Origin of the sequence: Bradyrhizobium sp. (genome assembly GCF_035935975.1) — a bacterium.
Taxonomy (GTDB): Bacteria; Pseudomonadota; Alphaproteobacteria; order Rhizobiales; family Xanthobacteraceae; genus Bradyrhizobium.
In genome coordinates, this window is record NZ_DASYWN010000015.1 from 73,945 (window position 1) to 99,286 (window position 25,342).

The 25,342-nt window shown below is 64.7% G+C and carries 25 protein-coding genes; 17 read left to right on the forward strand and 8 right to left on the reverse strand.

Translation table 11 applies throughout. The features are described from left to right. Positions 1 to 7: 7 nt before the first annotated feature. A complete protein-coding gene (locus VGR99_RS08105) occupies positions 8 to 742 on the reverse strand; it encodes an SDR family NAD(P)-dependent oxidoreductase (RefSeq protein WP_326897816.1) in 735 nt (244 codons plus the stop codon). 9 nt (positions 743 to 751) lie between these two features. Then, complete coding sequence (locus VGR99_RS08110; RefSeq protein ID WP_326897817.1) at positions 752 to 1,792, reverse strand: LacI family DNA-binding transcriptional regulator; 1,041 nt, start codon at positions 1,790 to 1,792, stop codon at positions 752 to 754. A gap of 192 nt (positions 1,793 to 1,984) precedes the next feature. Here VGR99_RS08110 and VGR99_RS08115 point away from each other — a divergent pair, with 192 nt between their 5' ends. The 15 genes from VGR99_RS08115 to VGR99_RS08185 all read left to right on the forward strand — a co-directional run bounded on the left by VGR99_RS08115 (position 1,985) and on the right by VGR99_RS08185 (position 18,327). Further along, the gene (locus VGR99_RS08115; RefSeq protein WP_326897818.1) at positions 1,985 to 3,283 is read left to right on the forward strand and encodes a sugar ABC transporter substrate-binding protein; all 1,299 of its coding nucleotides are present in this window, start codon (positions 1,985 to 1,987) and stop codon (positions 3,281 to 3,283) included. A 61-nt stretch (positions 3,284 to 3,344) separates the two neighbouring features. Further along, entirely contained in the window at positions 3,345 to 4,232 is an 888-nt protein-coding gene (locus tag VGR99_RS08120; RefSeq protein WP_326897819.1) for a sugar ABC transporter permease, read from the forward strand. Positions 4,233 to 4,236: 4 nt separating this feature from the next. After that, positions 4,237 to 5,064, forward strand: coding sequence for a carbohydrate ABC transporter permease (locus tag VGR99_RS08125; RefSeq protein ID WP_326897820.1), 828 nt, complete (start codon positions 4,237 to 4,239; stop codon positions 5,062 to 5,064). Between the two features lie 7 nt (positions 5,065 to 5,071). Then, positions 5,072 to 6,076, forward strand: coding sequence for a zinc-binding dehydrogenase (locus tag VGR99_RS08130; protein ID WP_326897821.1), 1,005 nt, complete (start codon positions 5,072 to 5,074; stop codon positions 6,074 to 6,076). A 6-nt stretch (positions 6,077 to 6,082) separates the two neighbouring features. Beyond that, the gene (locus VGR99_RS08135) at positions 6,083 to 7,156 is read left to right on the forward strand and encodes a sn-glycerol-3-phosphate ABC transporter ATP-binding protein UgpC (protein ID WP_326897822.1); all 1,074 of its coding nucleotides are present in this window, start codon (positions 6,083 to 6,085) and stop codon (positions 7,154 to 7,156) included. Continuing rightward, positions 7,153 to 8,112 (forward strand): sugar kinase, encoded by a 960-nt coding sequence (locus tag VGR99_RS08140; RefSeq protein ID WP_326897823.1) that lies wholly within the window; start codon positions 7,153 to 7,155, stop codon positions 8,110 to 8,112. The genes VGR99_RS08135 and VGR99_RS08140 overlap by 4 nt, the downstream gene beginning before the upstream one ends. Beyond that, the gene (locus tag VGR99_RS08145; RefSeq protein WP_326897824.1) at positions 8,109 to 9,146 is read left to right on the forward strand and encodes a tagatose 1,6-diphosphate aldolase; all 1,038 of its coding nucleotides are present in this window, start codon (positions 8,109 to 8,111) and stop codon (positions 9,144 to 9,146) included. Before VGR99_RS08140 ends, VGR99_RS08145 begins: the two co-directional genes overlap by 4 nt. 39 nt (positions 9,147 to 9,185) lie before the next feature. Next, entirely contained in the window at positions 9,186 to 10,310 is a 1,125-nt protein-coding gene (locus tag VGR99_RS08150) for a mandelate racemase/muconate lactonizing enzyme family protein (protein WP_326897825.1), read from the forward strand. 236 nt (positions 10,311 to 10,546) lie between these two features. Further along, on the forward strand, positions 10,547 to 11,779 hold the full coding sequence (locus tag VGR99_RS08155; protein ID WP_326897826.1) for a branched-chain amino acid ABC transporter substrate-binding protein: 1,233 nt from the start codon (positions 10,547 to 10,549) through the stop codon (positions 11,777 to 11,779). Between the two features lie 119 nt (positions 11,780 to 11,898). Beyond that, positions 11,899 to 12,846, forward strand: coding sequence for a branched-chain amino acid ABC transporter permease (locus VGR99_RS08160; protein ID WP_326897827.1), 948 nt, complete (start codon positions 11,899 to 11,901; stop codon positions 12,844 to 12,846). Further along, positions 12,843 to 14,135, forward strand: coding sequence for a branched-chain amino acid ABC transporter permease (locus VGR99_RS08165; protein ID WP_326897828.1), 1,293 nt, complete (start codon positions 12,843 to 12,845; stop codon positions 14,133 to 14,135). Before VGR99_RS08160 ends, VGR99_RS08165 begins: the two co-directional genes overlap by 4 nt. Further along, a complete protein-coding gene (locus tag VGR99_RS08170; RefSeq protein ID WP_326897829.1) occupies positions 14,132 to 14,917 on the forward strand; it encodes an ABC transporter ATP-binding protein in 786 nt (261 codons plus the stop codon). The genes VGR99_RS08165 and VGR99_RS08170 overlap by 4 nt, the downstream gene beginning before the upstream one ends. Next, positions 14,917 to 15,612 carry an ABC transporter ATP-binding protein gene (locus VGR99_RS08175; RefSeq protein WP_326897830.1) on the forward strand — a complete coding sequence of 232 codons (696 nt, stop codon included), beginning with the start codon at positions 14,917 to 14,919 and terminating at the stop codon, positions 15,610 to 15,612. The genes VGR99_RS08170 and VGR99_RS08175 overlap by 1 nt, the downstream gene beginning before the upstream one ends. Positions 15,613 to 15,837: 225 nt before the next feature. Then, positions 15,838 to 17,043 (forward strand): ABC transporter substrate-binding protein, encoded by a 1,206-nt coding sequence (locus VGR99_RS08180; RefSeq protein WP_326897831.1) that lies wholly within the window; start codon positions 15,838 to 15,840, stop codon positions 17,041 to 17,043. A 90-nt stretch (positions 17,044 to 17,133) separates the two neighbouring features. Next, entirely contained in the window at positions 17,134 to 18,327 is a 1,194-nt protein-coding gene (locus VGR99_RS08185) for a CoA transferase (RefSeq protein ID WP_326897832.1), read from the forward strand. Between the two features lie 5 nt (positions 18,328 to 18,332). On the opposite strand, the gene VGR99_RS08190 is transcribed toward VGR99_RS08185, so the two are convergent. Beyond that, the gene (locus VGR99_RS08190; RefSeq protein ID WP_326897833.1) at positions 18,333 to 18,512 is read right to left on the reverse strand and encodes a hypothetical protein; all 180 of its coding nucleotides are present in this window, start codon (positions 18,510 to 18,512) and stop codon (positions 18,333 to 18,335) included. A 140-nt stretch (positions 18,513 to 18,652) separates the two neighbouring features. Here VGR99_RS08190 and VGR99_RS08195 point away from each other — a divergent pair, with 140 nt between their 5' ends. Both VGR99_RS08195 and VGR99_RS08200 read left to right on the forward strand, forming a co-directional pair. Then, positions 18,653 to 18,871, forward strand: coding sequence for a hypothetical protein (locus VGR99_RS08195; RefSeq protein WP_326897834.1), 219 nt, complete (start codon positions 18,653 to 18,655; stop codon positions 18,869 to 18,871). A gap of 205 nt (positions 18,872 to 19,076) precedes the next feature. Further along, the gene (locus VGR99_RS08200; protein ID WP_326897835.1) at positions 19,077 to 20,651 is read left to right on the forward strand and encodes a L,D-transpeptidase; all 1,575 of its coding nucleotides are present in this window, start codon (positions 19,077 to 19,079) and stop codon (positions 20,649 to 20,651) included. A 26-nt stretch (positions 20,652 to 20,677) separates the two neighbouring features. On the opposite strand, the gene VGR99_RS08205 is transcribed toward VGR99_RS08200, so the two are convergent. The 5 genes from VGR99_RS08205 to VGR99_RS08225 form a co-directional block, all read right to left on the reverse strand. Next, complete coding sequence (locus tag VGR99_RS08205) at positions 20,678 to 21,490, reverse strand: class I SAM-dependent methyltransferase (protein WP_326897836.1); 813 nt, start codon at positions 21,488 to 21,490, stop codon at positions 20,678 to 20,680. Positions 21,491 to 21,584: 94 nt separating this feature from the next. Beyond that, positions 21,585 to 22,121, reverse strand: coding sequence for a VOC family protein (locus VGR99_RS08210; RefSeq protein ID WP_326897837.1), 537 nt, complete (start codon positions 22,119 to 22,121; stop codon positions 21,585 to 21,587). Positions 22,122 to 22,146: 25 nt separating this feature from the next. Further along, positions 22,147 to 23,115 (reverse strand): tripartite tricarboxylate transporter substrate binding protein, encoded by a 969-nt coding sequence (locus VGR99_RS08215; RefSeq protein ID WP_326897838.1) that lies wholly within the window; start codon positions 23,113 to 23,115, stop codon positions 22,147 to 22,149. A gap of 12 nt (positions 23,116 to 23,127) precedes the next feature. Continuing rightward, complete coding sequence (locus VGR99_RS08220) at positions 23,128 to 24,021, reverse strand: MBL fold metallo-hydrolase (protein ID WP_326897839.1); 894 nt, start codon at positions 24,019 to 24,021, stop codon at positions 23,128 to 23,130. A gap of 3 nt (positions 24,022 to 24,024) precedes the next feature. Beyond that, complete coding sequence (locus VGR99_RS08225) at positions 24,025 to 25,233, reverse strand: ABC transporter substrate-binding protein (RefSeq protein ID WP_326897840.1); 1,209 nt, start codon at positions 25,231 to 25,233, stop codon at positions 24,025 to 24,027. Positions 25,234 to 25,342: the final 109 nt, after the last annotated feature.

Here is a 25,342-nt window from a genome sequence, read left to right on the forward strand (position 1 = left end):
CTGCGCGCTAACCCGCCAGAAACCCGCCATCCACGGCAACGACGGTGCCGGTCGCGTATTGCGACGCCGGCATGCAAAGGAAGGCGACTGCGCCGGCAATGTCTTCCGGCTGTCCCCAGCGCTTGAACGCGGTGCGGTCGGCGATGCGTTGATAATGCGCAAGGTCGGTGCGGCCGGCGGCGTTGATTGCGGTTTCGATATAGCCGGGCGCAACCGCGTTGACGCGGATGCCTTCTTCTGCCCATTTCAGGGCGAGCGCCTTGGTCAGCATCACGACGCCGCCCTTGCTGGCGCAATAGGCCGGGATTCGCGGCAGCGCCAGCGTCGCATTCATCGAGGCGATGTTGACGATCGAGCCCCTGGTCTCCGCGAGCAGCGGGTGGAACGCCATGCAGGTCCGGAACGTGCCGGTGAGGTTGACGTCGATCACCTTCATGAAGGTCTCGATCTCGAATTCCTTGTCGCGTGCGAGAATCCCGGCGCAATTGACCAGCGCGTCGACGCGCTTGTGCTTCTGGGCGAAGGACGTCACGGCCGCATCGTCGGTGACATCGAGCGTCGCGAGCGCGAGGCCTGCGCGCGGCCTGAGCAGCGTGCGGGCAAGATCGGCGTCATTGGCGCCGGTTGCCGTGACCGTCGCGCCGAGATCGCAAAACTGGTTGCTGATCGCAGCGCCAATGTCGCCGGCGCCGCCGATCACGACGGCATGAAAGCCGGGTGCGAGAGAAAAATTCGAACGCATGGGCAGGTCTCACTTCAGGGATTTCGGAGGCGGAGCTGTCGATTCGCGAACCACCAGCGAGAAGTCGATCTCGCGATGCATGATGGTCTGCTCGCCGGCGAGGCTGCGCACCAGATATTCGCCGGCGCGCTGCCAGGTTTCTCCGGTCGGAACGTGGATCGTGGTCAGGCTCGGCCGCAAATGCCTGCTCCAGTCGAGGTCGTCGAAGCCAATGACGGACAGGTCGCGCGGCACGGAGAACCCGTCGCGCTCCGCCTCGAGCAGCACGCCATAGGCGATGACGTCGTTGCCGCACACCACGGCCGTCGGACGGTCTTTCAGGTTCAGGAGATAGCGCGCCGCCTCGCGTGCATCGTCCAGCGTATAGGGTACCTCGACGTGCCATTGCGGCGGAAGCTCGATGCCGTTCTCGGCGAGCGCACGGCGAAAACCGGCGACGCGGGCGCTGGCGCGGTCGTTATTGCGCTGGAGCGCCGAGACGATCCCGATGCGGCGATGTCCGAGCTCGATGACATGCGCGGCGGCGCGATGGGCGGCGGCTTCGTTGTCGGTGCCGACGCAGGGGTAGGGTCTGTCAGGCTGGTAGATGCCGACATTGATGAAGGGCACGGCGTTGTCGGCGAGCAGCTTTCGCAGGCCGTCGTGATGGCAGTCGCCGCGCAGCACGAGGCCGTCGACGCCGCGGCTGATCAAATTGCGCGCCTGCTGCAATTCGATGTCGAGATCATAACCGCTCGTAGTGAGGAACAGCATGTATCCGACCGAGGAGAGATATTGCTGCAGCGAGGCGATGCCGCGCGCGAACATCGTGTTGTCGATCGTCGGCACGATCGCGCCGAGCGTGCGCGAGCGTCGTGACGACAGGATGCGCGCCGGCGCATGTGGGATGTAACCGAGCGCGTCGATGGCCTGCTCGATGCGTGCGCGTAAGGATGGGCTCACCGCATCGGGGTTGTTGAGAGCACGCGAGACCGATGCGGTCGAAACGCCGGCCCGGGCCGCCACGGCGCGGATGCCCTGTTTCACAGACTTGGCGTTGGTCAGTCTCATGAATGTAACGTTACATCCTGCGCTGCGAGCGGCCTGATAGCGGGAATGGCGCAAATCTGCCGCAGATTGTGCGGCTTGTCCATCGCTTGACACGGCGGATGTGAAGTCTATTTTGTAACCGTTTTCAAGTGGTGCTCAAACGTGTTCAAAATGGTCCGCCAGCTTAAGGCGGCCAGCCGGGAGGAGAGTTCGATGAAGGCCAGGATGCTCGCGACCCATGTCGCGTTGCCCGTTCTCGCGATTGCCGCCAGCGCGCAGGCGCACGCGGCCGATTTCGACTGGATGAAGTTCAAGGGCAAGACCGTCACCTTTCTCGCCAACAACAATCCAGTCTCGCAGGCGCTGCTGACCTACAAGGCTGATTTCGAGAAGCTGACCGGCATGACCCTGAAGGTCGACGGCTATCAGGAACAGCAAATGCGCCAGCGTCTGGTCACGGTCATGAACGCGAACAGCGACGAGGTCGACGTGTTCATGACGCTGCCCTCGCGCGAGGGCGAGCAGTTCGCCGCTGCCGGCTGGTATGGCGATCTCACCGCGATGGCCAAAAACGAGGTCGCGAAGGACTACGATCCTGCCGGGCTGAGTCAGGCCCTGCTCAAGGCCGCGACCTTCGGCGGCAAGCTGACCAGCATGCCCATGAATCTCGAAGGTCCGATCTTCTATTACCGTACCGACATCTTCAAGAAGTGCGGCCTCGATGCGCCGAAAACGATCAAGGATGTCGAGGCTGCGGCCGAGAAGATCAAGACATGCGACAGCACGGTGACGCCGTTCGTCTCGCGCGGCCTCAAGCCCGCGATCGCTTACACCTTCAGCAACATGCTGCACAATATCGGCGGCAGCTACATCGCCAATGGCAAGTCGAATCTCTGCTCGGCCAAGGGCAAGGAGGCGCTCGACACCTATAGCCGCCTGCTGCGCGATTACGGACCGCCCGGCGTCGTCAACTACAGCTTCCAGCAGATTTCCGCATTGTATCGCGGCGGTCGCGCCGCGATGGCGTTCGAATCCTCGAATGAGCTGCGCACCGTGATGGAAGGCGGCGCGCGGCTCAAGGACACCGGCCTGCTGCCGTTCCCGGCGGGCGATGCCGGTCAGGTGCCGACCACGATCGGCTGGGGCATGGCGGTGTCCTCGCACAGCAAGCAGCCGGATGCGGCCTGGTACTTCGTGCAATGGGCGACCAGCCCCGAGGTGCAGAAGAAGATGGCGCTGCAGGGCATCGCCCCGCCGCGCCCGTCGGTTGCCAACGACCCCGAATATCGCAAGTGGATCGACGAGGAGCCGGTGCGGAAGGAATGGCAGGCTGCGCTCGACGTGCTCGCCACCAAGGGCTCGTCCGAGGTCGGCTATCCCATCGTCGCCAATCCGCAATCGCGCGAGTTCATCGGCCAGGCGGTTCAGGATCTGATCCTGAAGCAGAAGCCGATCGACCAGGCCTGCGCCGATGCCGACAAGGCGCTGGACGCGCTGATCGCGCTGAACTGACCGCCCGATGCCGGCTGGCTTGCTGCCTGCCGGCACCTAACCCGATCGAGGACAGGAACACATGTCGGATACGGCTGCGACACTCACGCAGGACCGGCAGAAGCTGGAAATGGCGGCGCTCTCGGCGCCGGCCGTGGTCTTCACGGTCGCGATGATCGCGTTTCCGGTCGTCTATACGATCTGGCTCAGTTTCCAGACCTTCTCCTCGACGGGCAAGCAGTCCTTTGCAGGCCTTGCCAACTATTCGAAGCTGATCTCCGACGTCGAGTTCTGGCACGGACTGTGGGTCACCATCGCGCTGTTCGTGCTGTCGCTGGCGCTGCAGCTCGTCTTCGGCATCTGGCTCGCGCTGGTGCTGTTTCACGCCAAGCGCTTGCCGGGCATCGTGCGCTCGCTGTTCATCTCGCCCTTCATGATGCCGCCGGTGGTGGCCGGCATGATGTGGCTGGTGATCCTCGATCCCTCGCTGGGGGCCGCCAATTTCATCCTCCAGTCGCTCGGCCTGCCGCCGTCGGACTGGCTGGCCTCGCCGACATGGGTCATTCCGACGGTGGCGCTGATCGACAGCTGGCAGTGGACGCCCTACGTCGCCCTGATCGTGCTGGGCGGATTGCAATCGCTGCCGCCGAGCGTCTACGAGGCTGCGCAGATCGACGGCGCGTCCCCGTTCAAGACCTTTCAGCGCATTACGCTGCCGCTGCTGCTGCCGACCATCGTCACCGCGGCGATCCTGCGCAGCGTCGATCTCCTGCGCTTCTTCGACATCATCTACATCACCACCCAGGGCGGCCCGGGCAACGCCTCGAACACGCTCAACATCTACGGCTTCCGGGTCGGCTTCGAATTCTTCAACATCGGCTATGCCAGCGCGCTGATGCTGACGCTGACGGCGATCGTGTTCGGGGCGGTGCTCGCCTTCAACCGCCTGCGCGGCGCAGTGGCGTGGTGATGTCATGAACGATGCGGCCAATACCGACCGCTGGATCCGCTGGCTCAACACCGTGCAGCTCGTGCTCGCCGGCGTGCTCATCATGGCGCCGACGGTCTGGATGGTGCTGTCCTCGTTCAAGCCGTCCTTCGAGGTCACCGCCTATCCGCCCACGCTGATCTTCTCGCCGACGATGGACAATTATGTCGAGCTGACCAGGACCACGCCGTTCCTGAGCTACGCGCTCAACAGCCTCATCGTCACCGTCGGCTCGACCGCGCTCGGTCTGCTGTTTGGAGTCCCCGCCGCGTTCGCCGTCTCCTGGACGCGGATTTCGTGGCCGGCGATCCTGACACTTGCGGCACGCATGGCGCCCGGCACGCTGTTCCTGCTGCCCTGGTACGTCATGTTCCGGCAGATCGGCATGATCGGCTCCTACACCGCGCTGATTCTCAGTCATGCCGTGATCACGCTGCCGATTGTGATCTGGGTTCTGCTGCCATCGTTCGATGCCATCCCGCGCAGCGTGTTCGAGGCCGCCCAGGTCGACGGCTGCAGCGTCACGCGCATCCTCTGGCGCATCGCGCTGCCGCTGGTGGCGTCCGGCGTCGCGGTCTCAGCGATCCTCGCCTTCGTGTTTTCGTGGAACTACTTCCTGTTTGCGCTGGTGCTCTCCAATGGCGACACCAAGACGCTGATCGCGGCGGCCTTCAACTTCATCGGCGAAGGCTCGACGCAATGGGGCGCACTCATGGCGGCGGCGACGCTGATCGCGTTGCCGCCGCTGGTGCTGGCCGCCCTGGTTCAGCGCTGGCTGGTGTCCGGACTGACGCTCGGCGCGGTGAAAGGCTAGGTATCTGATGAACATATCATCCCGTCCGAATGCGATCATGCAGGCCGCGGTCTTCCACGGCGCCGAGCGCATCACCATCGAGCGCGTGGCGATGCCCGATGTCGGTGCCGGCGAAGTCCTGGTCCGTGTCTCGCGCACGGCGTTATGCGGCTCCGACTTCAAGCTCTGGCACAAGGGCGCCGAGTTCACCGCCGGCCACGAGATCTTCGGCGTCGTCGAGCAGCCGGGCCATCGCCTGCATGGCCGCCGCTGCGCCGTTTATATCCCGCTGCATTGCGGTCACTGCGCCGCCTGCAAGCGCGGTGATACCCAGATGTGCCTGGAAGTCTCCAGCCTGATCGGCTGGAACAGGCCGGGCGGTTATGCCGAATATGTGCCGGTGCCGGAGAACTGCCTGCTGCCGGTGCCCGATGACATCGAGGACAGCCTCGCGCCGCTGCTGCTCGACACGATCGGTACGTCAGGCCATGCGGTGCGCTTCGTCAGCCGGGTGGTGCCGGCGAGCGAGGCTGGACCTGTTCTCGTGATGGGCGCGGGGCCCGTCGGCCTCGGTGTCGTGCTGGCGCTCCGCGCGCTCGGCTACGACGATATCTACGTCGCCGATCCCAATGCGGCGCGTCTGAAGATCGCGCAATCCTTCGGCGCGAAGGCGCACCCCGTAGGCGATACCTCCAGGCGCTTCGCCCTCATCATGGAATGCTCGGGCGCGCACGCAGCGCGTAACCTCGGCATCGAGCTCGTCCTGCCGCGCGGCGCGCTGGTGCTGGTCGGCGAGAACGCCGCGCCCTGGACCATCGAGGAAGGCAAGGTCTTCCGCCGCAAGGACTTTTACATGATTCGGACCTTCTACTTCCCGGTCTCGGATTTCGAGCCGAATGTCGAGCTGCTGCGCAAGTACAAGGACGAGTACCGCGTCCTTGTCGATGGCGAGTTCGGCCTACAGGCTCTCCCGGAGAATTTCGCCCGCTTCGCCAAGGGCGAGCTGATCAAGCCCGTGCTGGCGCTGGACTGAGCGATCATGGCCTCGATCTCGATCCGCAACCTCACCAAACGCTACGGCAATTTCACCGTGATCCCCGATCTCAATCTGGAGATCGCGGACCATGAGTTCGTCGTGTTCGTCGGCCCGTCCGGCTGCGGCAAGTCGACCCTGCTGCGGATCATCGCGGGCCTCGAGCCGATCTCGTCGGGCGACCTCTATATCGGCGACAAGCGCGTCAACGGCGTGCAGGCCGCGCAGCGCGACATCGCCATGGTATTCCAGGATTACGCGCTCTATCCGCATATGAGCGTCTATGACAACATGTCGTTTGCGCTGGAGCTGCGGGGCACGCCGAAGGCGGAAATCGACGGGCGGGTGAAGCGCGCCGCAGGCCTGTTGCACATCGAGCCTTATCTCAATCGCAAACCGAAAGAGCTGTCCGGCGGTCAGCGCCAGCGCGTCGCCATGGGCCGCGCCATCGTGCGCAATCCCAAGGCGTTCCTGTTCGACGAGCCGCTGTCCAATCTCGACGCCAAGCTGCGTGGGCAGGTCCGCGCCGAGATCAAGGCGCTGTCGCAGGAATTGAAGACCACCATGGTCTTCGTCACCCACGACCAGATCGAGGCCATGACCATGGCCGACCGGATCGTCGTGCTCCAGAGCGGCACGATCCAGCAATACGACACGCCGGAGGCGGTCTACGAGCGGCCGGCTAACCAGTTCGTCGCCGGCTTCATCGGTTCTCCCGCCATGAACTTCTTTCCGGTCGAATGGCGGCAGGAGCGTGCGGTCCTCTCGCAAGGTGGAACGGTGGTGCCGCTGGATGGCGAGCCCGCAGCCCGCCTGAGCAAGGCCGGCAATGCCGTGCTGGGCATTCGTCCCGAGCATTTTGCCGTCGCGACCGATGCCGTCGATGGCATTGCCATCAACGTCAGGCTGGTCGAGCCGCTCGGTTCGGACACGTTGATCCATTTCGATCTTGCCGGCGTCTCGGCCATCGCGCGGGTCGATCCGTCGCTGCGGCCGAAGGTCGGCGATCGCATCAATCTGCGTCCGCAGTCCGGCAAGACGCATCTGTTCGATGCCGCCAACGGACAGGTCTTGCGGTGAGCGCGTCGGTCAACATTGCCGATCTCTCGGCGCTGGTGGATGTCGCATCCAGGGCGAAGCCCGTGCACGTGATTTGCCTCGGACTGTCCGCGCTCGACCAGGTCTGGCGGGTCGATCGGCCGTTCGCGGGTGGAAGCGAGAAGATCAAGGCCGTCGAGTACGGCACGCTCGGCGGCGGCATGGCCGCCAATGCCTCGGTCGCGGTCGCAAAACTCGGTGCGTCCGTCGCGTTCTGGGGGCGGGCCGGGAACGACGCCGCCGGCCATGAGATGAAGTCGGCCTTCACCATTGAAGGCGTTGATGTCGAGAACTTCCGGCTGTTTGCCGACGGCCGCTCGTCCGTTTCAGGAATCATCGTCGACAGTTCGGGCGAACGACAGATCGTGAACTTCCGCGGCCTCTATCCCGAGGCCGCAGACTGGCTTCCGCTCAAAACCATCGCGCGTGCGTCCTCCGTGCTGGCGGATCCGCGCTGGGTCGAGGGTGCGGCGACGCTGTTCCGTGAAGCCCGGGCGCAGGGCATTGCGACGGTGCTCGATGGCGACATGGCCGACGCCGAGGTGTTCGAGCGGCTGCTGCCGCTGACCGACCACGCCATCTTCTCCGAGCCTGCGCTCACGGCCTTTGCCGGTTCGGCCAGGGATGAATCCCTCGCAGCGCTCGCGCGCTTCGGCTGCCGCGTCATCGCGGTGACGCGCGGCGAGGGCGGTGTCAGCTGGTACGAGAACGGCGCGTTGCACCGGCAGGCCGCTTACCCCGTCGACGTCGTCGATACCACCGGCGCGGGCGACGTCTTCCACGGTGCCTATGCGCTGGCGATCGGCGCAGGCCTCGACGTGCGCGCCGCCATGGCGTTTTCGGCGGGCACGGCCGCCATGAAATGCCGCCATGCCGGCGGCCGCAATGGAATCCCTACCATCAACGAGTGTCTTGTATTCATGAGGACGAAGCCATGAGAACGATTGGAAAGAACCGCGGCCTGGCACGGCTTGCTGACGCGGATGGCCACTTTCGCATGGTCGCGCTGGACCAGCGGCCGCCATTGTTCGATGCCATCGCGAAGGCAAAGGGCATCACGCGGGACCAGGTCGAATATTCCGACGTCACGGCGGCGAAGCGCCTTCTGGTCGAGAACCTCGCGCCGCATTGCAGCTCGATGCTGTTCGACCCGAATTTCGCCGTGCCCGCCGCGATTGATCTGCTGCCGCCGCGCTGCGGCCTGATCATGACGCTGGAAGAGCATCGCGTCGAGGAAACCGCGGGCGGACGCAAGTCGCGTGCGATCACCAATTGGAGCGTCGACAAGATCCGCGCCATGGGCGGCGACGCCGTCAAGGTGCTGGCCTGGTACCGGCCGGACGCCGATGCCGCGGTGAACGAGCACCAGAAGAAATTCGTGCGCGAGATCGGCGAGGACTGCGGCCGCCACGATATTCCCTATGTGCTCGAACTGCTGGTCTATCCGTTCCTCGGCAGCGCCAATCATACTGCCGACTACGTGGAATCGCCCGGCAAGCTGCCCGCCCTCGTGATCGACAGCGTGCGCGAATTTGCCAAGCCGGAATACGGCGTCGATCTCCTCAAGCTGGAGAGCCCGCTCGCCGCCAACGGCCTGCCGGCCCGCGACGGCAGCGCTGAGGCGAAAGCCGCGCAGAAGGAGTTCGATGCGATCGGCGACATCTGCCGCGAGCGGAGCATCCCCTGGGTGCTGCTGTCGGGCGGTGCTGCGCCGGAAAAGTTCGAGCGGGTGCTCGAGTACTCCTATGCCGCGGGCGCAAGCGGCTTCCTGGCGGGCCGCACCATCTGGCTCGATGCGGTGCTGAAGAACTTCCCGGACCGCGCCGCGGTGTCGGCCAGCCTGCGCAAGGATGGCCTCAACGTGCTCGAGCGGCTCAACAAGCTGACCACGGCCAAGGGCACGCCCTGGAAGGCGCGCTTCCCGGTGTTCACCGACATCAAGCAGGAAGGTGACTTCGCGCGCGCCTACTGAGATATTGGTGGCTCCGCGTCATCTCGCAGGATCTGCAACGTGACTGACAGCTTCACTCTCCGTTCGATCGAGGCGTTCTGCTATCGCTATCCGCTGGCAACGCCGGTGGTGACGTCGTTCGGCAGGATGCTCAACCGTCCCGCCGTCTTCGTTCGCGTGGTCGACGAAGACGGCGTCGAGGGATGGGGTGAAGCCTGGTCCAACTTCCCCGCACCGGGCGCGGAGCATCGCACCCGGCTTGTCAATGAAGTGCTTGCGCCCGGCCTTGTCGGGCGCAAGCTCGACAATCCCGCTCAGGTTTTCGAGACCATGAGCAAAGGCACCGAGGTGCTCGCGCTCCAATGCGGCGAGCCCGGTCCGTTCGCACAGGCGATTTCAGGTATCGATCTCGCGCTGTGGGATCTCCTTGCGCGACGTCGGAAGCAGCCGCTGTGGCGATTGCTCGGCGGCCAGTCGAGCAAGATCAAGGTCTATGCCAGCGGCATCAATCCCGGCGGCGCCGCGCAGACCGCCGAAGCCACGCTCAAGCGTGGCCATCGCGCGTTGAAGCTGAAGGTTGGCTTCGGTGCCGAGACCGACCTCGCAAACCTCTCGGCGCTGCGAGCCGTCGTCGGCGCCGGCATGCTCGCCGCCGACGCCAACCAGGGTTGGTCGGTGGATCAGGCGCTCGAGATGCTGCCGCGGCTTGCCGCGTTCGATCTGCGCTGGCTGGAGGAGCCGATCCGCGCGGACCGGCCGCGCGAGGAATGGCGCAGGCTGCGGGCAGCCGCGACAATGCCGATTGCCGCGGGGGAGAACATCTCCAGCGTCGAAGATTTCAAGGACGTGCTGGCTGAAGGCGTGCTCGGCGTGGTCCAGCCCGATATCGCGAAATGGGGCGGGCTCAGCGCCTGTGCCGGCGTCGCGCGCGACATTCTGAAGTCGGGCAAGACGTTCTGCCCGCATTATCTCGGCGGCGGGATCGGGCTGCTTGCTTCAGCGCATCTGCTCGCCGGCATCGGCGGTGATGGCTGGCTCGAGGTCGATGCCAACGACAATCCGCTACGCGACTTGTTCTGCGGTGCCGTCGCTGATGTGGTGGACGGTACGATCATCCTCGGCGATGCGCCGGGGCTTGGCTTCACGCCCGATCTGTCGGGGATCGCGGACTATCGGAGCCTGTAGAGGGGCTGTGAGACGAGGCGCGTCGTGCGAGTTCCCGCTTGCGTTCTATTCCTTGTCGCGGAATGCTCAGGAAGAGATGGACAGCCGCATCACATTTCATAGCGCGCGCTGGAGCCATGTTCTGTTGCGCTTGAAAAGCGTAGTTCGTTCTGCTTGTTAGAGGACTGAAATTGCGCTGCAACATGCGCAAAAAAAGCCCATCGACTAAAGTCGATAGCCAGCGAGGAAACGAAATAATGCGCAAGCTCACTTTGGCCATTGCCGTGATCGCCCCGATGCTCGGTCAGGCCGCGTCGGCCGAGGATACCATCAAGATCGGCTACATCGATCCTCTCTCCGGCGGCGGTGCCAGCGTCGGCGAGGGTGGCTTGAAGACCTTCCAGTATCTTGCCGATGAAATGAACGCCAAGGGCGGTATCCTCGGCAAGAAGATCGAGATCATCGGTCTCGACAACAAGACCAATCCGCAGGAGAGCCTGGTGCAGGCCCAGAAGGCGATCGACGCCGGGGTCCACTACATCACGCAGGGTAACGGTTCGTCCGTCGGCGCGGCTCTCTCCGACTTCGTCACCAAGAACAACACGCGCAACCCCGGTAAGGAAGTCCTCTACTTCAACTATGCCGCCGTCGATCCGAGCCTGACCAACGAGAAGTGCAGCTACTGGCATTTCCGCTGGGACGCGAGCTCCGACATCAAGATGGAAGCGCTCACCAACTACATGAAGGACACCCCGTCGATCAAAAAGGTGTACCTGATCAACCAGGACTATTCGTTCGGCCAGTCGGTGCGATCAGATGCGCGCAAGATGCTGGGCGCCAAGCGTCCTGACATCCAGATCGTCGGCGACGAGCTGCATCCGCTGCTCAAGGTCACGGATTTCTCGCCCTACATCGCCAAGATCAAGGCGTCCGGTGCCGACAGCGTCGTCACCGGTAATTGGGGCCAGGACATCGCGCTGCTGCTCAAGGCTGCTGCGGACGCCGGTCTGAAGGTCAACTGGTACACCTATTATGCCGGCGGCGCCGGCGGTCCGACCGCGATCAAGCAGACCGGTCTCGACCACCAAGTGTACCAGATCACCGAAGGCTTCGCCAATTCGGGCAACCAGGCCGCGATGGACTTCGAGAAGGCCTTCCGCGCCAAGGTCGGCCTCTCGCTGTGGTATCCGCGCGCGGTCAACGAGATGCGCATGTTCAAGGCGGCGGCCGAGAAGGCCAATTCGGTTGACCCGGTGAAGGTCGCGGCGGCGCTCGAGGACCTGAAGTTCGAGGTTCTCGACGGCGGCCAGGGCCTAATGCGCAAGGACGACCATCAGTTCTTCCAGCCGATCTACATCTCCTCCTTCGGCAAGCTCGCCGCCAACGAGCCGTTCGACGAGGAGAACACCGGCTGGGGCTGGCATCTGGTTTCCAAGGTCGATACGCCGCAGGCAATGGTCTCCACGACCTGCAAGATGGCGCGGCCGTAATCACTGAGCCTGTCGTTGTCCCGCGGCCGTCATTGGCCGCGGGATCGCGGCGGCCGGACGATGTTTGATCGGGCGATGTTCACCGGGGCCATCAGGCCCCGGCAAGAGACGAGTGCGCTGTGCTTGAACTCATTGTCATTTCGACTCTGAACGGTGTGCTGTTCGGCATGCTGCTCTTCCTGCTGTCGAGCGGGCTCACCGTCATTTTCAGCATGATGGGCGTGCTCAACTTCGCCCATGCCAGCTTCTACATGCTCGGCGCTTTCTTCGGTTTCCAGCTCACCAGATGGATCGGCTTCTGGCCGGCGCTGGTGCTCGCGCCGCTGCTGGTCGGCGCCATCGGCATGGCGGTGGAGCGCTACGGCCTGCGCAACACCCACAAGCACGGCCACGTTGCGGAATTGCTGCTGACGTTCGGTCTGGCGTTCGCGATCGAGGAGATCGTGTCGATGATCTGGGGCAAGAGCCCGGTCGACTATCGCGTGCCGACGCTGCTCGACTTCCCGGCCTTCACCATCTTCTCCACCAATTATCCCGCCTACAAGATCTTCATGCTGGCCGTGTCGGTCGTGATCTTCGTCGCGCTGCTGATCGTGCTCAAGCGCACCCGTGTCGGCCTCATCGTGCAGGCGGCACTGACGCATCCGCACATGGTCGGCCATCTCGGCCACAATGTCGGGCGCGTGTTCATGGCCGTGTTCGGGGTCGGCAGCGCGCTGGCCGGTCTCGCCGGCGTCATTGCAGGTCCCGCGCTGGTGACCCAGTCCGACATGGCGGCGGCGCTCGGGCCGATCCTGTTCGTGGTCATCGTGTTCGGCGGCCTCGGCTCCCTGCCGGGTGCCTTCATCGCGTCGCTGGTTATCGGCCTTGTCCAGACCTTTGCGGTGGCGCTCGACGGCTCGCTGGCGAGCGCGTTCGGCCCGCTTGATCCGTCGTCGGGCCCGTCCGTGCTCACCGACATCTGGAACGTCACGATCGCCCAGGTCGCGCCGATCGTGCCTTATCTTCTGCTGGTGATCATTCTGATCGTACGCCCCATGGGCCTGATGGGGACGCGCGAGTCATGAACGCCACCACGACTTCGACCTCGAAGATGGCTGACAAGCCCGCCGGCGATGGCCTGCGCTTCTACGGCGTCTGGCTGATCGGCATTGCCGCGCTGGTCGTCCTGCCGTTGGTCTTCTCCTCCGGCGGCTCGGTGACCTCGTTCAGCCTGATCGGCATCGCGATCGTCTTCGCGCTGTCCTACAACATCCTGCTCGGCCAGACCGGCCTTCTGTCGTTCGGCCACGCCGTTCACTACGGCCTCGGCGGCTTTGCGGCCTGCCACATGATGAATGCGGTGGTCTCGCATGGCTGGCCGATCCCGCTGCCGTTCATCCCGCTGTTCGGCGGCCTCGGTGGTCTCGTCTTCGCGATGATCATCGGCTGGGTGATGACCAAGCGGGCCGGCACCGTGTTCGCGATGATCTCGCTCGGCATCGGCGAACTGGTGGCGTCGTCCTCGCTGATCCTGCGCTCGGTGTTCGGCGGCGAGGCCGGCATCACCACGGACCGCACCGCGCTGCCCAAAATGTTCGGCTGGTCGTTCGGTCCGCAGCTTCAGGTCTATTACCTCATCGCGTTCTGGCTGGTGCTGTCGGCCATCGCGATGTACGCGCTGACCCGCACGCCGTTGGGGCGGATCAGCAATGCCGTCCGCGACAATCCGGAACGCGTCCAGTTCATCGGCTACGATCCGCACGTCGTCCGCTATCTCGCCTTCTGCTTTGCCGGGTTCTTTGCCGGTGTCGCGGGCGGACTTGCCGCGATCAATTTCGAGATCGCCAACTCCGCCTATCTCGGCGCGATCCAGTCGGGCCTCGTGCTGTTCTCGACCTTCATCGGCGGCACCGCCTATTTCTTCGGCCCGATCCTCGGCGCCATCCTGGTGACCTACCTGCAACTCGGGCTGACCAGCGTCACCAGCGTCTGGCAGCTCTATTTCGGCATCATCTTCATCGGCATCGTGATGTTCTCGCCCGGCGGCATCGCCGGTCTCCTGATGATGCACCGGCCGCTGGTTCGCGCGGGCACGTTGTGGACCGTGATCCCGTCCTATCTCGTCGCCATCGTCCCGACCCTGGCGCTCGCCTGCGGCGTCATTCTGACCATCGAGACGGTCGCCCGCTACTCGGGCGGGGAAGTCATCAACCTGCTCGGCGTCGGCTTCAAGCCGACGTCGCCGGTGACATGGATCGCGGCTGCAGTCCTCGTGATCGGCGGCGCGTTCGTCGCGCGGCTGACCTGGCGGCGGATCGCGGATGCGTGGGACAGGGCTGCGACGGTCGCCCGTGACCGGGGGTATCTGGCATGAGCGGAGCGGTATCTCGCACCAGCGGGGCAGAAAAGCGCGCAGCCATCGAGGTCCGCGCCGTCGAAAAGCGCTTCGGCAATGTCGGCATCATCCGCGACCTCAATCTGAGCGTCGCGCAAGGTGAGCGTCACGCCATCATCGGCCCGAACGGTGCCGGCAAGTCCACGACGTTCAACCTGATCAGCGGCCACATCAAGCCGACGTCCGGCGAGGTCAAGCTGAACGGCGATTTGATCTCGGGCCTGCGGCCATTCGAGATCAACCGCCGCGGCCTGTCACGCTCGTTCCAGGTCACCAACGTGTTCGCGCGCATGTCGGTGTGGGAGAACGTCCGCTGCGCCGTGCTGTGGGCCACGGGACATCGCTACGCCTTCTGGAAGAACGTCGACAGTCTGCCCGAGGTGCGCGAGCGCACCGCGCAGATCCTGGATGACATCCATCTGACACACCGGCGCGACGTTCCGGCCGGCCTGCTCACTTATGCCGAGCAGCGCGAGCTCGAGATCGGCATCACCATCGCGAGCGGCGCCACCGTCGTGATGCTGGACGAGCCGACCGCGGGCATGAGCCATGCCGAAACCGACCGCGCGGTGGCGCTGATCCGCCGGCTGACCGAAGGCAAGACACTCGTCATCGTCGAGCACGACATGAGCGTCGTGTTCGGCCTCGCCGACCGCATCTCGGTGCTGGTCTATGGCCACATCATCGCCTCGGGCACGCCGGAAGAGATCCGGCGCGATCCGAAGGTCAAGGAAGCCTATCTCGGCGAGGAAGCGCACTGATGCTCGAGGTCAGGGATCTCCACGCCTATTACGGCAAGAGCCACATCCTTCAGGGCGTCGATCTCGACGTTGCCGCCGGCGAGGTCGTCAGCCTGCTCGGCCGCAACGGCGTCGGCCGCTCCACCACGGTGAAGGCGATCATGGGCGAGGTTGCGCCGCAAGGCACGATCCGCTTCAAGGGCAAGAACATTGCCGGGCTGCCCAGCTACAAGATCGCGCGCCTCGGCCTCGGTTATGTGCCCGAGCATCGCGACATCTTCCCGAGCCTGACGGTCCGGCAAAATCTCCTGCTCGGCGTCAAGGACACGCGTCGTCCCGGCAAGTGGCGGCTCCAGGACATGCTCGACATGTTCCCCAATCTCGCCGCGCGTGCCGAGACGGCCGCAGGCGTCCTGTCCGGCGGCGAGAAGCAGATGCTCACGACCTGCCGCACGCTGATGGGTGATCCGGATCTGATCATGATCGACGAGCCGACCGAAGGTCTCGCGCCGTTGATCGTGCAGCAGGTAGGCGATCTCATCGCGCGCATCGCGCAAGCCGGCGTCGCAATTCTCCTCGTCGAACAAAAGCTCTCGATCGCGATGCGCATCTCCAAACGCGTCTACATCATGGGTCACGGCCGCGTCGTATTCGAAGGCACGCCGGACGAGCTCAAGGCCAATGCCGCCGTGCGGCAGGAATGGCTCGAAGTCTGACGCTCACATTGCCGTGTGGCGTGCGCGTCAATCGAACGGCTGCAAGCCGTGCATACGCGTCTGAATTCTAAGCTACATCTCACGCTCCATAATCGGGGTATCGTTCGGCCGCTGACATCACGAGCGATGCGGCCGATGACAACCAAGAACAGAAGTGGAGGACGTTGACCGCGGCCTTGCGAGTCCGCGCGTCGATGCACTCTGCCAGGGAAGGAGATGCCGAGCATGCCGGGAATTCAACTGGTCCGTGGAGCTGTTGCTCTATTGGCAATCGTCGGGGCTGCTTCGGCCGCATTCGCCGGAAACTACGACACCGGCGCGACCGACACGTCGATCAAGCTAGGGCAGACCATGCCCTATTCGGGACCGGCCTCCGCCTATTCCGCGATCGGCCGTGCAGAGATCGCCTATTTCAAGATGCTGAACGACAAGGGCGGCATCAACGGCCGCAAAGTCGAGTTGCTCAGCATGGATGACGGCTATTCGCCGTCGAAGACGGTCGAGCAGGTCAGGCGTCTCGCCGAGAGCGACGAGGTGCTGGCGATGTTCTCGATGCTCGGCACCGGGCCGAACATCGCGGCGCAAAGATATCTCAACGCCAAGAAGATCCCGCAACTGTTCCCGTCGAGCGGTGCCAGCCGCTGGAACGATCCGCAGCATTTCCCCTGGACCACCGGCTCGCAGCCGACCTACCGGACCGAAGGGCGCATCTACGCCAAGTGGATTCTCGCGAACAAGCCGAACGCGAAGATCGCCGTCATCACGCCGAACGAGGATCCCGGCCGCGATTATCTCGCAGGCTTCAAGGAAGGGCTGGGGGAGCACGTCAACCAGATCGTGTCCGAAGCTGTCTACGAGACGACGGACCCGACCGTCGACTCCCAGATCGTGAAGTTCAAGGCCGCCGGCGCCGACGTCGTTTTCAACGAGTGCACGCCGAAATTCGCGGCGCAAGCGATCAAGAAGATCGCCGAGCTCGGCTGGAGGCCGCAGATCATCCTTCCCGCCGTGTCCAATTCCGTCGGTTCCGTGCTGGTGCCGGCCGGGCTCGACAATTCCGTCGGCATCGTCACCGGCGCCTTCCAGAAGGACCCCGGCGATCCGCGCTGGGAGAACGACGCCGGCATGAAGGCCTGGCGCGAATGGATGAAGACCTACAATGCCGGCGCCGATCCCGCCGACATCTTCAACGTCACCGGCTACACCATGGCGCAGATCATGGAGCTGGTGCTGCAGCGCGCCGGCAACGATCTGACGCGCGCGAACCTGATGAAGCAGACGCAGTCGTTCAAGGATGTCGAGCTGCCGATGCTGCTGCCGGGCATCAAGCTCAACACCTCGGCCGAGCAGGTGACGCCGATCCGCCAGTTGCAGATGGCGCGCTTCAACGGCAAATCCTGGGAGCTGTTCGGCGACGTGATCAGCGAATAGGATCGCTCCATGCGGGCGGGCAGGGCGCGAGCCTTGCCCGCCTCTCGCGTCCCGCAATGATCACTTCCTCCAGCCGCAAGTGAAACGACGATGACACCCACCGGCCCCCTCAGCGGTATCCGCGTGCTCGATCTGACGAGCGTGCTGTTCGGCCCCTATGCCGCGCAGATGCTCGGCGACTGGGGCGCCGACGTCATCAAGGTCGAGCCGCCCGCAGGCGACACCTGGCGCTACACCGGCGTGTTCCGCAACCGCGGCATGAGCGGCCAGTTCATGGCGGTCAATCGCAACAAGCGCAGCCTCGCGCTCGACCTGAAACATCCGGACGGCAAGGCGGCGCTGGCAAGGCTGATCCCGACGGTCGATGCGCTCGTCACCAATGTGCGCCCCGCCGCGATGGCGCGGCTCGGCTTCGGCTACGAGGCCTGCGCGAAACTCAATCCGCGCCTGATCTATGCTGCGGCCACCGGCTTCGGCCAGGACGGTCCGTGGGCGAAGCGTCCCGCCTTCGACGAGATCATCCAGGCCGCCTCGGGCCTCGCATCATCGATCGGATCGGACGAGAAACCGGAGTTCGTGCCGAGCCTGATCGGCGACAAGATCTGCGCCATGGCGATGGTCGGCGCGGTGTCGGCGGCGCTGTTCCGGCGCGAGCGCACCGGACAGGGCCAGATGGTCGAGGTGCCGATGCTGGAGACGATCGCGGGCTTCAACAGCATCGAGATGCTCGGCGGCCACGCCTTCGATCCGCCGATCGGCCCGACCGGCTACAAGCGAATGAAGAACCGGCGCCCGGTCCAGACCAAGGACGGCTGGCTGACCATGCTGCCTTACTCAGGGGACAATTGGTGCGCCTTCTTCGAGGCGGTCGGCCGCCCCGAATTGAGTGACGAGCTCGGCGTGCGCGATCCGGTGCTGCGCTCGCAGAACATCGACAGGATCTACGACCGCATGAGCGAGATCGGACCGACCCGCACCACGGCGGAGTGGGAGGAACTGCTGCTGCGCCTGGACGTACCGCACACCGCCTTCGCCCGCCTCACCGAGATCGGCGAGCAGCCGCATCTCGCCGCCGTCGAACTCTTTGCCGATATCGATCATCCCTCGGAGGGACGTATCAGGCAGGCGCGCCCGGCGACGAAGTTCTCCGAGAGCCCGGCCGGCATCCATCGCATGGCGCCGCGCCTCGGCGAGCATTCGCGCGAGGTGCTGCGCGAGGCCGGCTTGAGCGAGGCGGAAATCCAGGCGGCCGTCGACAGCAAGGCGGTCGGAGTCGCGTCCTGAACCGTTCAGGAACCGTAATTGCGGACCAGGGCGATCAGGACGGTCGAGAACACGGCCAGTGAGATCGACACGGCGATGCCCTTGGCCAGGCCCTTCGTCCAGCTCCCGGGGAAGAGGATGAAGCCGTTCACGAGCAGCGCGAGTCCGGCCACGACCGAAGCAATCTGGGAGAGTGTGTGGGACATCCGCTCGCGCTCCGATATGCCGCGCCAGGGTAGGCCTGACATTACGGGCGCGTGACACAACTCTCTGTGATGTCAGTCACATCGCCTTATTCCCCGGCGGGCCTAGCGTAGGTCTGTTCATCTTCGCCCCGGATCCCGTCATGACCACCACCGACTTTGCTTTCGTCACGCGCAAGCTGGGTCTTGCCGCCGCCGTCATATGCGTGCTCCTGAGCCTTGCGGTATTCTGCGTCCTGCTGGTCGTGGAGCATGAGCCGGTCGGGCAGGCGGCCTTGCGCGCCCTGCCGCTGATGTTTTTCGCGATCTTCGGCCTGTTCGGCGCTGCAATGACGCTGTTGTTTGGGCGCCACGCCCGTTAGCCGGACATTGTGCCGCAGCGATCTGCCGCCAGCCCCAGGCCAGCCCCGGCCCAGGGCCACCTTCCGCCTGCGCGTGCCCTCGTATATGAGAGGTTTGCTGCCGGATCGTCCCGAATATTGCCGGATAGGGAACGCAAGGTGGCTGTGATTTCTTAATCCAAAGATCGCAATCTGACCGAGGACTGGTACTGGACCGGGGTATGGCATGAAAGACCTGATGACGACGGCGCAATCCACCACGGCGATGCGGCGTTGGCGGCCTACCGGACTTGTTGCGCTTGCGACCGTCGTTGTCCTGACGGCGCTGACCGGCAGTGCCGACGCCGCCAAGCAGGCGCGCCAGCCAGTCGAGGCGGTGGCGCCGCGCGAGGCCGGCGAGCCGATCATGGCAATCGTGTCGATCAAGAGCCAGCAGGTCACGTTCTACGATGCCGACGGCTGGATCCTGCGCGCGCCGGTTTCGACCGGCACCACCGGGCGCGAGACGCCAGCCGGCGTCTTCGCCGTCGTCGAGAAGGACAAGGACCACCACTCGACCATGTATGACGATGCCTGGATGCCGAACATGCAGCGCATCACCTGGAACGGCATCGCGCTGCATGGCGGACCGCTGCCCGGCTATGCCGCCTCGCATGGCTGCGTGCGCATGCCGTTCAATTTCGCCGAGGGCCTGTTCGACAAGACCCAGATCGGAATGCGGGTGATCATCTCGCCGAACGACGCTGCGCCAATCGATTTCTCCCATCCGTCGCTGTTCGTCCCGAAGCGCGAAGCCATCGCGGCCGTGCCAAGCCGGGCCGACAAGCTCTCCGCCGAGGCCGAGGAAGCGACCCAGGCCGCCGCCGAGGCCAAGAAAGCTGCGGCCGCGGCGGCGAAGGACGCCGCGTCGCTGCCGGCATCGCTGCGCAAGCTGGAACAGCAGAAGGCCAAGGCCGATGCCGAGCTCGCCTTCGCCGACAAGAAGCTCGCGAATGCCAAGACCGATCAGGCGCGCGCTCAGGCCGAAGACCAGAAGCAGAAGGCCGCCACCAAGGCCGCCGATGCGGCCACCCAGCTCGATGCCGCCAAGGCCGCCGCGCAGCCGAAGCGCGACGCCGTCGCTGCGACGAAGGAAGCCGCCAAGGTGGCCGCGGCCAAGAAGGCCGAAGCGGTGACGGCTGCGACCGATGCGAAGCTCGCGCTCGAGCCGGTCTCGGTCTACATCAGCCGCGCGACGCAGAAGCTCTATGTGCGGCGGAACACGCACAAGCCGGCGCCGGATGGCGGCGGCGAGGTGTTCGACACCAGCATCGAGGTGCCCGTCACCATCCGCAATCCCGACCAGCCGCTCGGCACCCATATCTTCACGGCGATGGCGAAGACCGACACCGGCCTGCGCTGGAGCGTGGTCACGATCGAGAACGGCGACGAGGCCAAGGACGCGCTCGACCGCATCACCATCCCGCAGGAGGTGTGGGATCGCATCGGGCCGACCGCATTGCCGCGCTCGTCGATCATCATCTCGGACGAGCCGCTGAGCGCCGAAACCAACTACCGCACCGAGTTCGTCGCCGTGCTGAGCAACCATCCGCAGGGCGGCTTCATCACGCGCAAGCCGACCGCGCCGCCGCCGATGGAAATGGCGAGCGACGAGGGTTGGGGCGGAAACGGCTGGGGTGGCAACGGCTTCGGCTTCTTCCAGCAGCAGCGCGATCCGTACGTGCAGCCCGCCAATCCGCGCCGCCGCGGCCAGTATCAGTATTACCAGCCGGCGCAGCCGATGCAGCGGAGCTTCTGGTAAGGCATGCGGCCCGCGCGCCGGGCTGACTACCGGCGCGCCTCGATCACGATCGCCTGGATCTTGCCGTCGCACGCGCCGGAGCCATGGCTCGCCCGCAGTGCCTCGGCAACGAGATCCGTTGCAGCCTGCAGCTTGCTCGCATCCCTGGCCTCGATCTCGTTGCGCAGCGGCGTGCCCTGGCAGAGCGCGGTCGCGGCATGGTCGGCCGACGGCGCGTGGCTGATCTCGGCGCGCGTTTCAATCGCAATGTCGCGGAAGCCTGCGCGTTCGAGGTCTGACCGGATCAGCGCCTTGTCGTGATAGCCGTGCGGCGTGCGGATCATGAAGCGGGGTGGATCGTCTGGAAACATCTTGCCGAGCGCAATCGTCGCTTCATGCGCGACCACATTGTTCTCGATGCGGTCCCAGACGTTGAAGACGAACGTGCCGTCCGGCTTCAGGACGCGCTGCACCTCGCTATACGCTTTCACGCGGTCCGGGAAGAACATCACGCCGAACTGGCAGCAGACCACGTCGAACTCGGCGTCGCCGAACGGCAGGGCCATGCCGTCCGCCTGGCGCCAAGTGATGCGATCATCGTCCTTCTGGCGCTGCGCCGCGACCGCCAGCATCGGCTCGTTGAGGTCGGTCGCGACATAACGGACGCCACGCGGCAGCGCCGCCGCCACGGCGCGCGTCACTGCGCCGGTGCCGGCCGCGATCTCGAGCAGCGTGGAGGGCGAGCGCGCCGCGACCCGTCTTGCGATGTCCTCCGCATAAACGGAGAAGATCATCGGGACCAGATATTCGTCGTAGAGTTTTGGGATCGAGCCGGCGAAAACCTTGTCAGTGCTGGACATGCTTGCCTCGCTGCAGGTTCGGACGCGAGGCGAATGTTACACGGATTGTCGGTTACCGCGCCAGCAGCGAGGTGAACCCCGCGGGCGACAGCGCCTACGGTTTTGTGACGACCTCACGGATCGGTCGCGATCCGTCCCAGCTCAACGCCGCCTGTCGGACTTTTTCGAAGAAAGGTCCCTTGGTGCCGCTGATGTCGGAGATCTCGATGATGGTTCCGGGATGGGCCTGCGTGTCGAAATAGGCAAAGCGTCCCTTGTCGCCGCCGATCTGGCCCTCATGGCCGATCCTGTAGCCGAGCCCGATCGCCTTGTCGTAGAGCGCCTGGTAGTCGTGGCTCCAGTAGGACATGTGCTGCAGGCCTTCGTGGCCGGCGTCGAGAAATTCCTTGTACAGCGACGGCGCGTCGTTGCGCTGCTGGATCAGCTCGATCTGGAGATCGCCGGTATTGGCCAGCGCAATGCTCATCTCGACCGCGGAGTCCTGGCCGCGATGGCGGAACCAGTCGGTCTTGACGCGGTCCATGTAGTACCAGGGACCGACGCCCATCACCTCGATCCAGTGCGTCATCGCGGCCTGGATGTCCCGCACCACATATCCGTTCTGGCGCACCGCGCCGAAGATGCGGCTCATGCCCGCGCTCCCGTTGTCATCCTGATCACTTCACTTCGATGCCTGCGTCCTTGGCAACCTGTTTCCAGGCCGCGATGTCGCGGGCGTTGATGTCGCGCTGCTCGTCGCCGGGCACGAATTGCGGCGTGATTCCGAGGCCCAGCAGCTTCTCCTTCACCACGGCATCGCCAAGCGCGTCCTTCAGCGCCGCGGACAATTTCTCTGCGATCGGCGGCGCGAGGCCCGCGGGCGCATACATCGCCCAGGACAGGCTGCGGTCGAACGGCACGCCTTGCTCCTTGTAGCTTGCGACATCGGGCAGGCTCGGCGAGCGCTCGCCGCAGGCGGCCAGCGCCTTGATCGAGCCGTCCTTCACCAGCGGCGTCGCGGTCGCGACGTCGAGCGTCGCCAGCGAGATGTGGCCCCCGAGCAGGTCGCCGGCCAGTTTCGCAATGCCGTTGAACGGGACGTGCTCGATCTTGATGCCGGTCTGCTGCATCAGGATCTCGGCGCAGAACTGCCCGGTCGAGCCGATGCCCCAGCTTCCATACTGGATCGGCTCGCCCTTCCTGGCGAGCGCGATGAGGCCCTTGATGTCGTTGGCGGCAAAATCCTTGGTCGCCACCAGGATGATCGCGGAGACTCCGACGCGGCCGATCGTCGTGAAATCCTTGATCGAATCGTAAGGCAGCTTCGGATAGATCGCCGGCGCCAGCACATGCGTGGTCATGCCGCCGACGGTGATGGTGTAGCCGTCATTCGGCGACGTCGCGACCATCTGCGTGCCGAGCGTGCCGGCCGCGCCGGTGTGGTTCTCGATGTAGATGCTTTGCCCGAGCGTCTTGCCCATCCTGTCGGCGAGCAGCCGCCCGACCACGTCGCCGCCGCCGCCGGCTGCATAAGGCAGTAGCATCCGGATCTTGTGCGTGGGGTAGGCGGCGGGATCTTCGGCCCGGCTCGGCAGCGCGGCTGAGAACAATGCAAGCAATGAAAGCGTGACGGTACGCAGCATCATGATGGCATTCCCTTAATCTTCGAAACGAAATCTGTAGGCGTCGCCGTGGCGGATCACGCGGCCCGCGGTCGGTGCCGGAAAATGGCCGGTGAGCAGATAGCTCGGCGTATCCGCGAGCTCTTCCAGCAGCGCCATTCGCGTCGCGATTGCCGCTGCCGGATCGACATCGGCGGCATTCGACAGCCACGGCGCCGCGCACTGGATCGGATGATGGATCACGTCGCCCGACATGACAGCGTGATCATGGCCGCCATTGAGATGGATCTGCATGTTGCCGGCGGTGTGGCCCGGCGCCGGCGCGAAGCGCAAGGCCGCATCGCGGTCGTCGAACAGGCGATGGTCGGTCTCGACCAGTTCGGCGAGCCCGGCCGCGACGACAGGCAGCACGGAATCCTCGAACGAGCCGTGGTTCACCGGGCTCTTCGGCGCCGCATTGTGCGCGGCTTCGAAGTGCCGGTACTCCTCGCGCCCCATCAGATAGCGCGCATTGGGGAAGGTCGGCACCCAGCGGCCGTCGAGGAGGCGCGTGTTCCAGCCGACGTGATCGACATGCAGATGCGTGCACATCACGAAGTCGACTTCTTCCGGCGCAACGCCCAGCGCCCGCATGTTTTCGAGATAGGGCTGGTCGAGGCCGTTCCACACCGGCACGCGCGGCCGGTGCTTGTGATTGCCGCAGCAGGTGTCGACGATGGCGGTCCATCGTGGCGTGCGGACGAGATAGGAGTGGTGGCTGAGGATGAATCGGCCGGTCTCCGGCTCGATGTAGCGATGATCGAGCCAGCTCCGGTTCTCCGCGATCACCTCGTCGGTAACGTTGGCGAACAGCCACTTCTTGTCGAAGGCAAGCGAAGGGATCTCGCTGACGAGATCCACCCGCATGCTGCCGATCCTCACCTGCCGCATGCTTTAGTTCTTCAGGAGGTCGCCGAACGGCACCCAGCGCGTGCCGTCGAAGCGGATCAACTGGAGGCTCGTCATCGGCGTGTAGCGCTCCGGCGAATTGTTCACCGTGGTGCCGTTGATCAGCATCGGCAGATGCACGTCCCTCAGCGTCGTCGCCCGCTTCATCACATTGGCGCGGGTGAGGTCGTTGCCGGCGGCCTTCAGCACCGTCACCAGCGTCTGCGCGATGGTGTAGCCATAGACGTTGAGCCAGTCGCTCTTGTTGGCGTCGGGGAGATACTTGTCCATGAAGGCGACCCATTCCTTGTAGCCGGGGTCATCCTTGTTCGCGGGATCGGTGGCGTCCTTCAGATACTGGCTGGAGATGACGCCGGTGGAATTGTCCCTGCCTGCGGGTTCCAGCACGCCGCTGATCGAGGCCGAGACGTTGGAGATGATGGTCGTCGGCTTCCAGCCGATCTCGCCGATCTTGCGGATCGCTTGCGCGGCAAATTTCGGCGTCGCCGCCACCAGCACCACGTCGGCACCGGCGGTCTTCAATTGCAGGATCTGGGTGTCGACGGTCGGCGCAGAAGTTTCATAAGCGGCGCGCGCGACGATCGCCTCAGTGCCGCCGAGCCCTTCCTCCAGCGCCTTCAGATAGTCCTTGCCGAGGTCGTCGTTCTGGTAGAGCACGCCGATCTTCGCATTGGCGTGGCTCGCCTTGATGAACCTGGCGTAGGCGATCGCCTCGTCGCGATAGGTCGGCTGCCAGCCGACGGTCCATGGAAAGTTCTTCGGATCGTCCCACTTCGCGGCGCCCGAGCCGAGAAAGAGCTGCGGCACCTTGCGGTCGTTGAGATATTTGTGCACGGCGCTGTTGGTGGGCGTGCCGACACCGCCGAAGATCAGCAGCACCTCGTCGCTCTCGACCAGCTTGCGCGTCTGCTCCACCGTCTTCGGCGGGCTGTAGGCATCGTCCGCAATGATCATCTGGATACGCCGGCCGTTGACGCCGCCGTCGTCGTTCACCTTGCGAAAGTAAGCCTCCGCCGATTTCGCGATCTGCGCGAAGGCCGAGACCGGGCCGCTCAGCGGCGCGGTGGTGCCGATCTTGATGATCTTGTCGTCGGCGCCGGAATCGTATTTTGCGCTTTGGGCCTGAACGGCGTGAGCTGCGAGCAGCGGCAGAACACAGGCCGCGGCAAAGCGAAGGCGGGCAAAGCGCGCCATGAGGTCGTCTCCCCAGATTTGCTCTCCGCTTCTCGAAGGAGCGGAGTTGAACGCGAGAACAGGGCGCAAGCGAGCTTGCGGCCGGCGACCGTTGCCGCCACACTGGCGA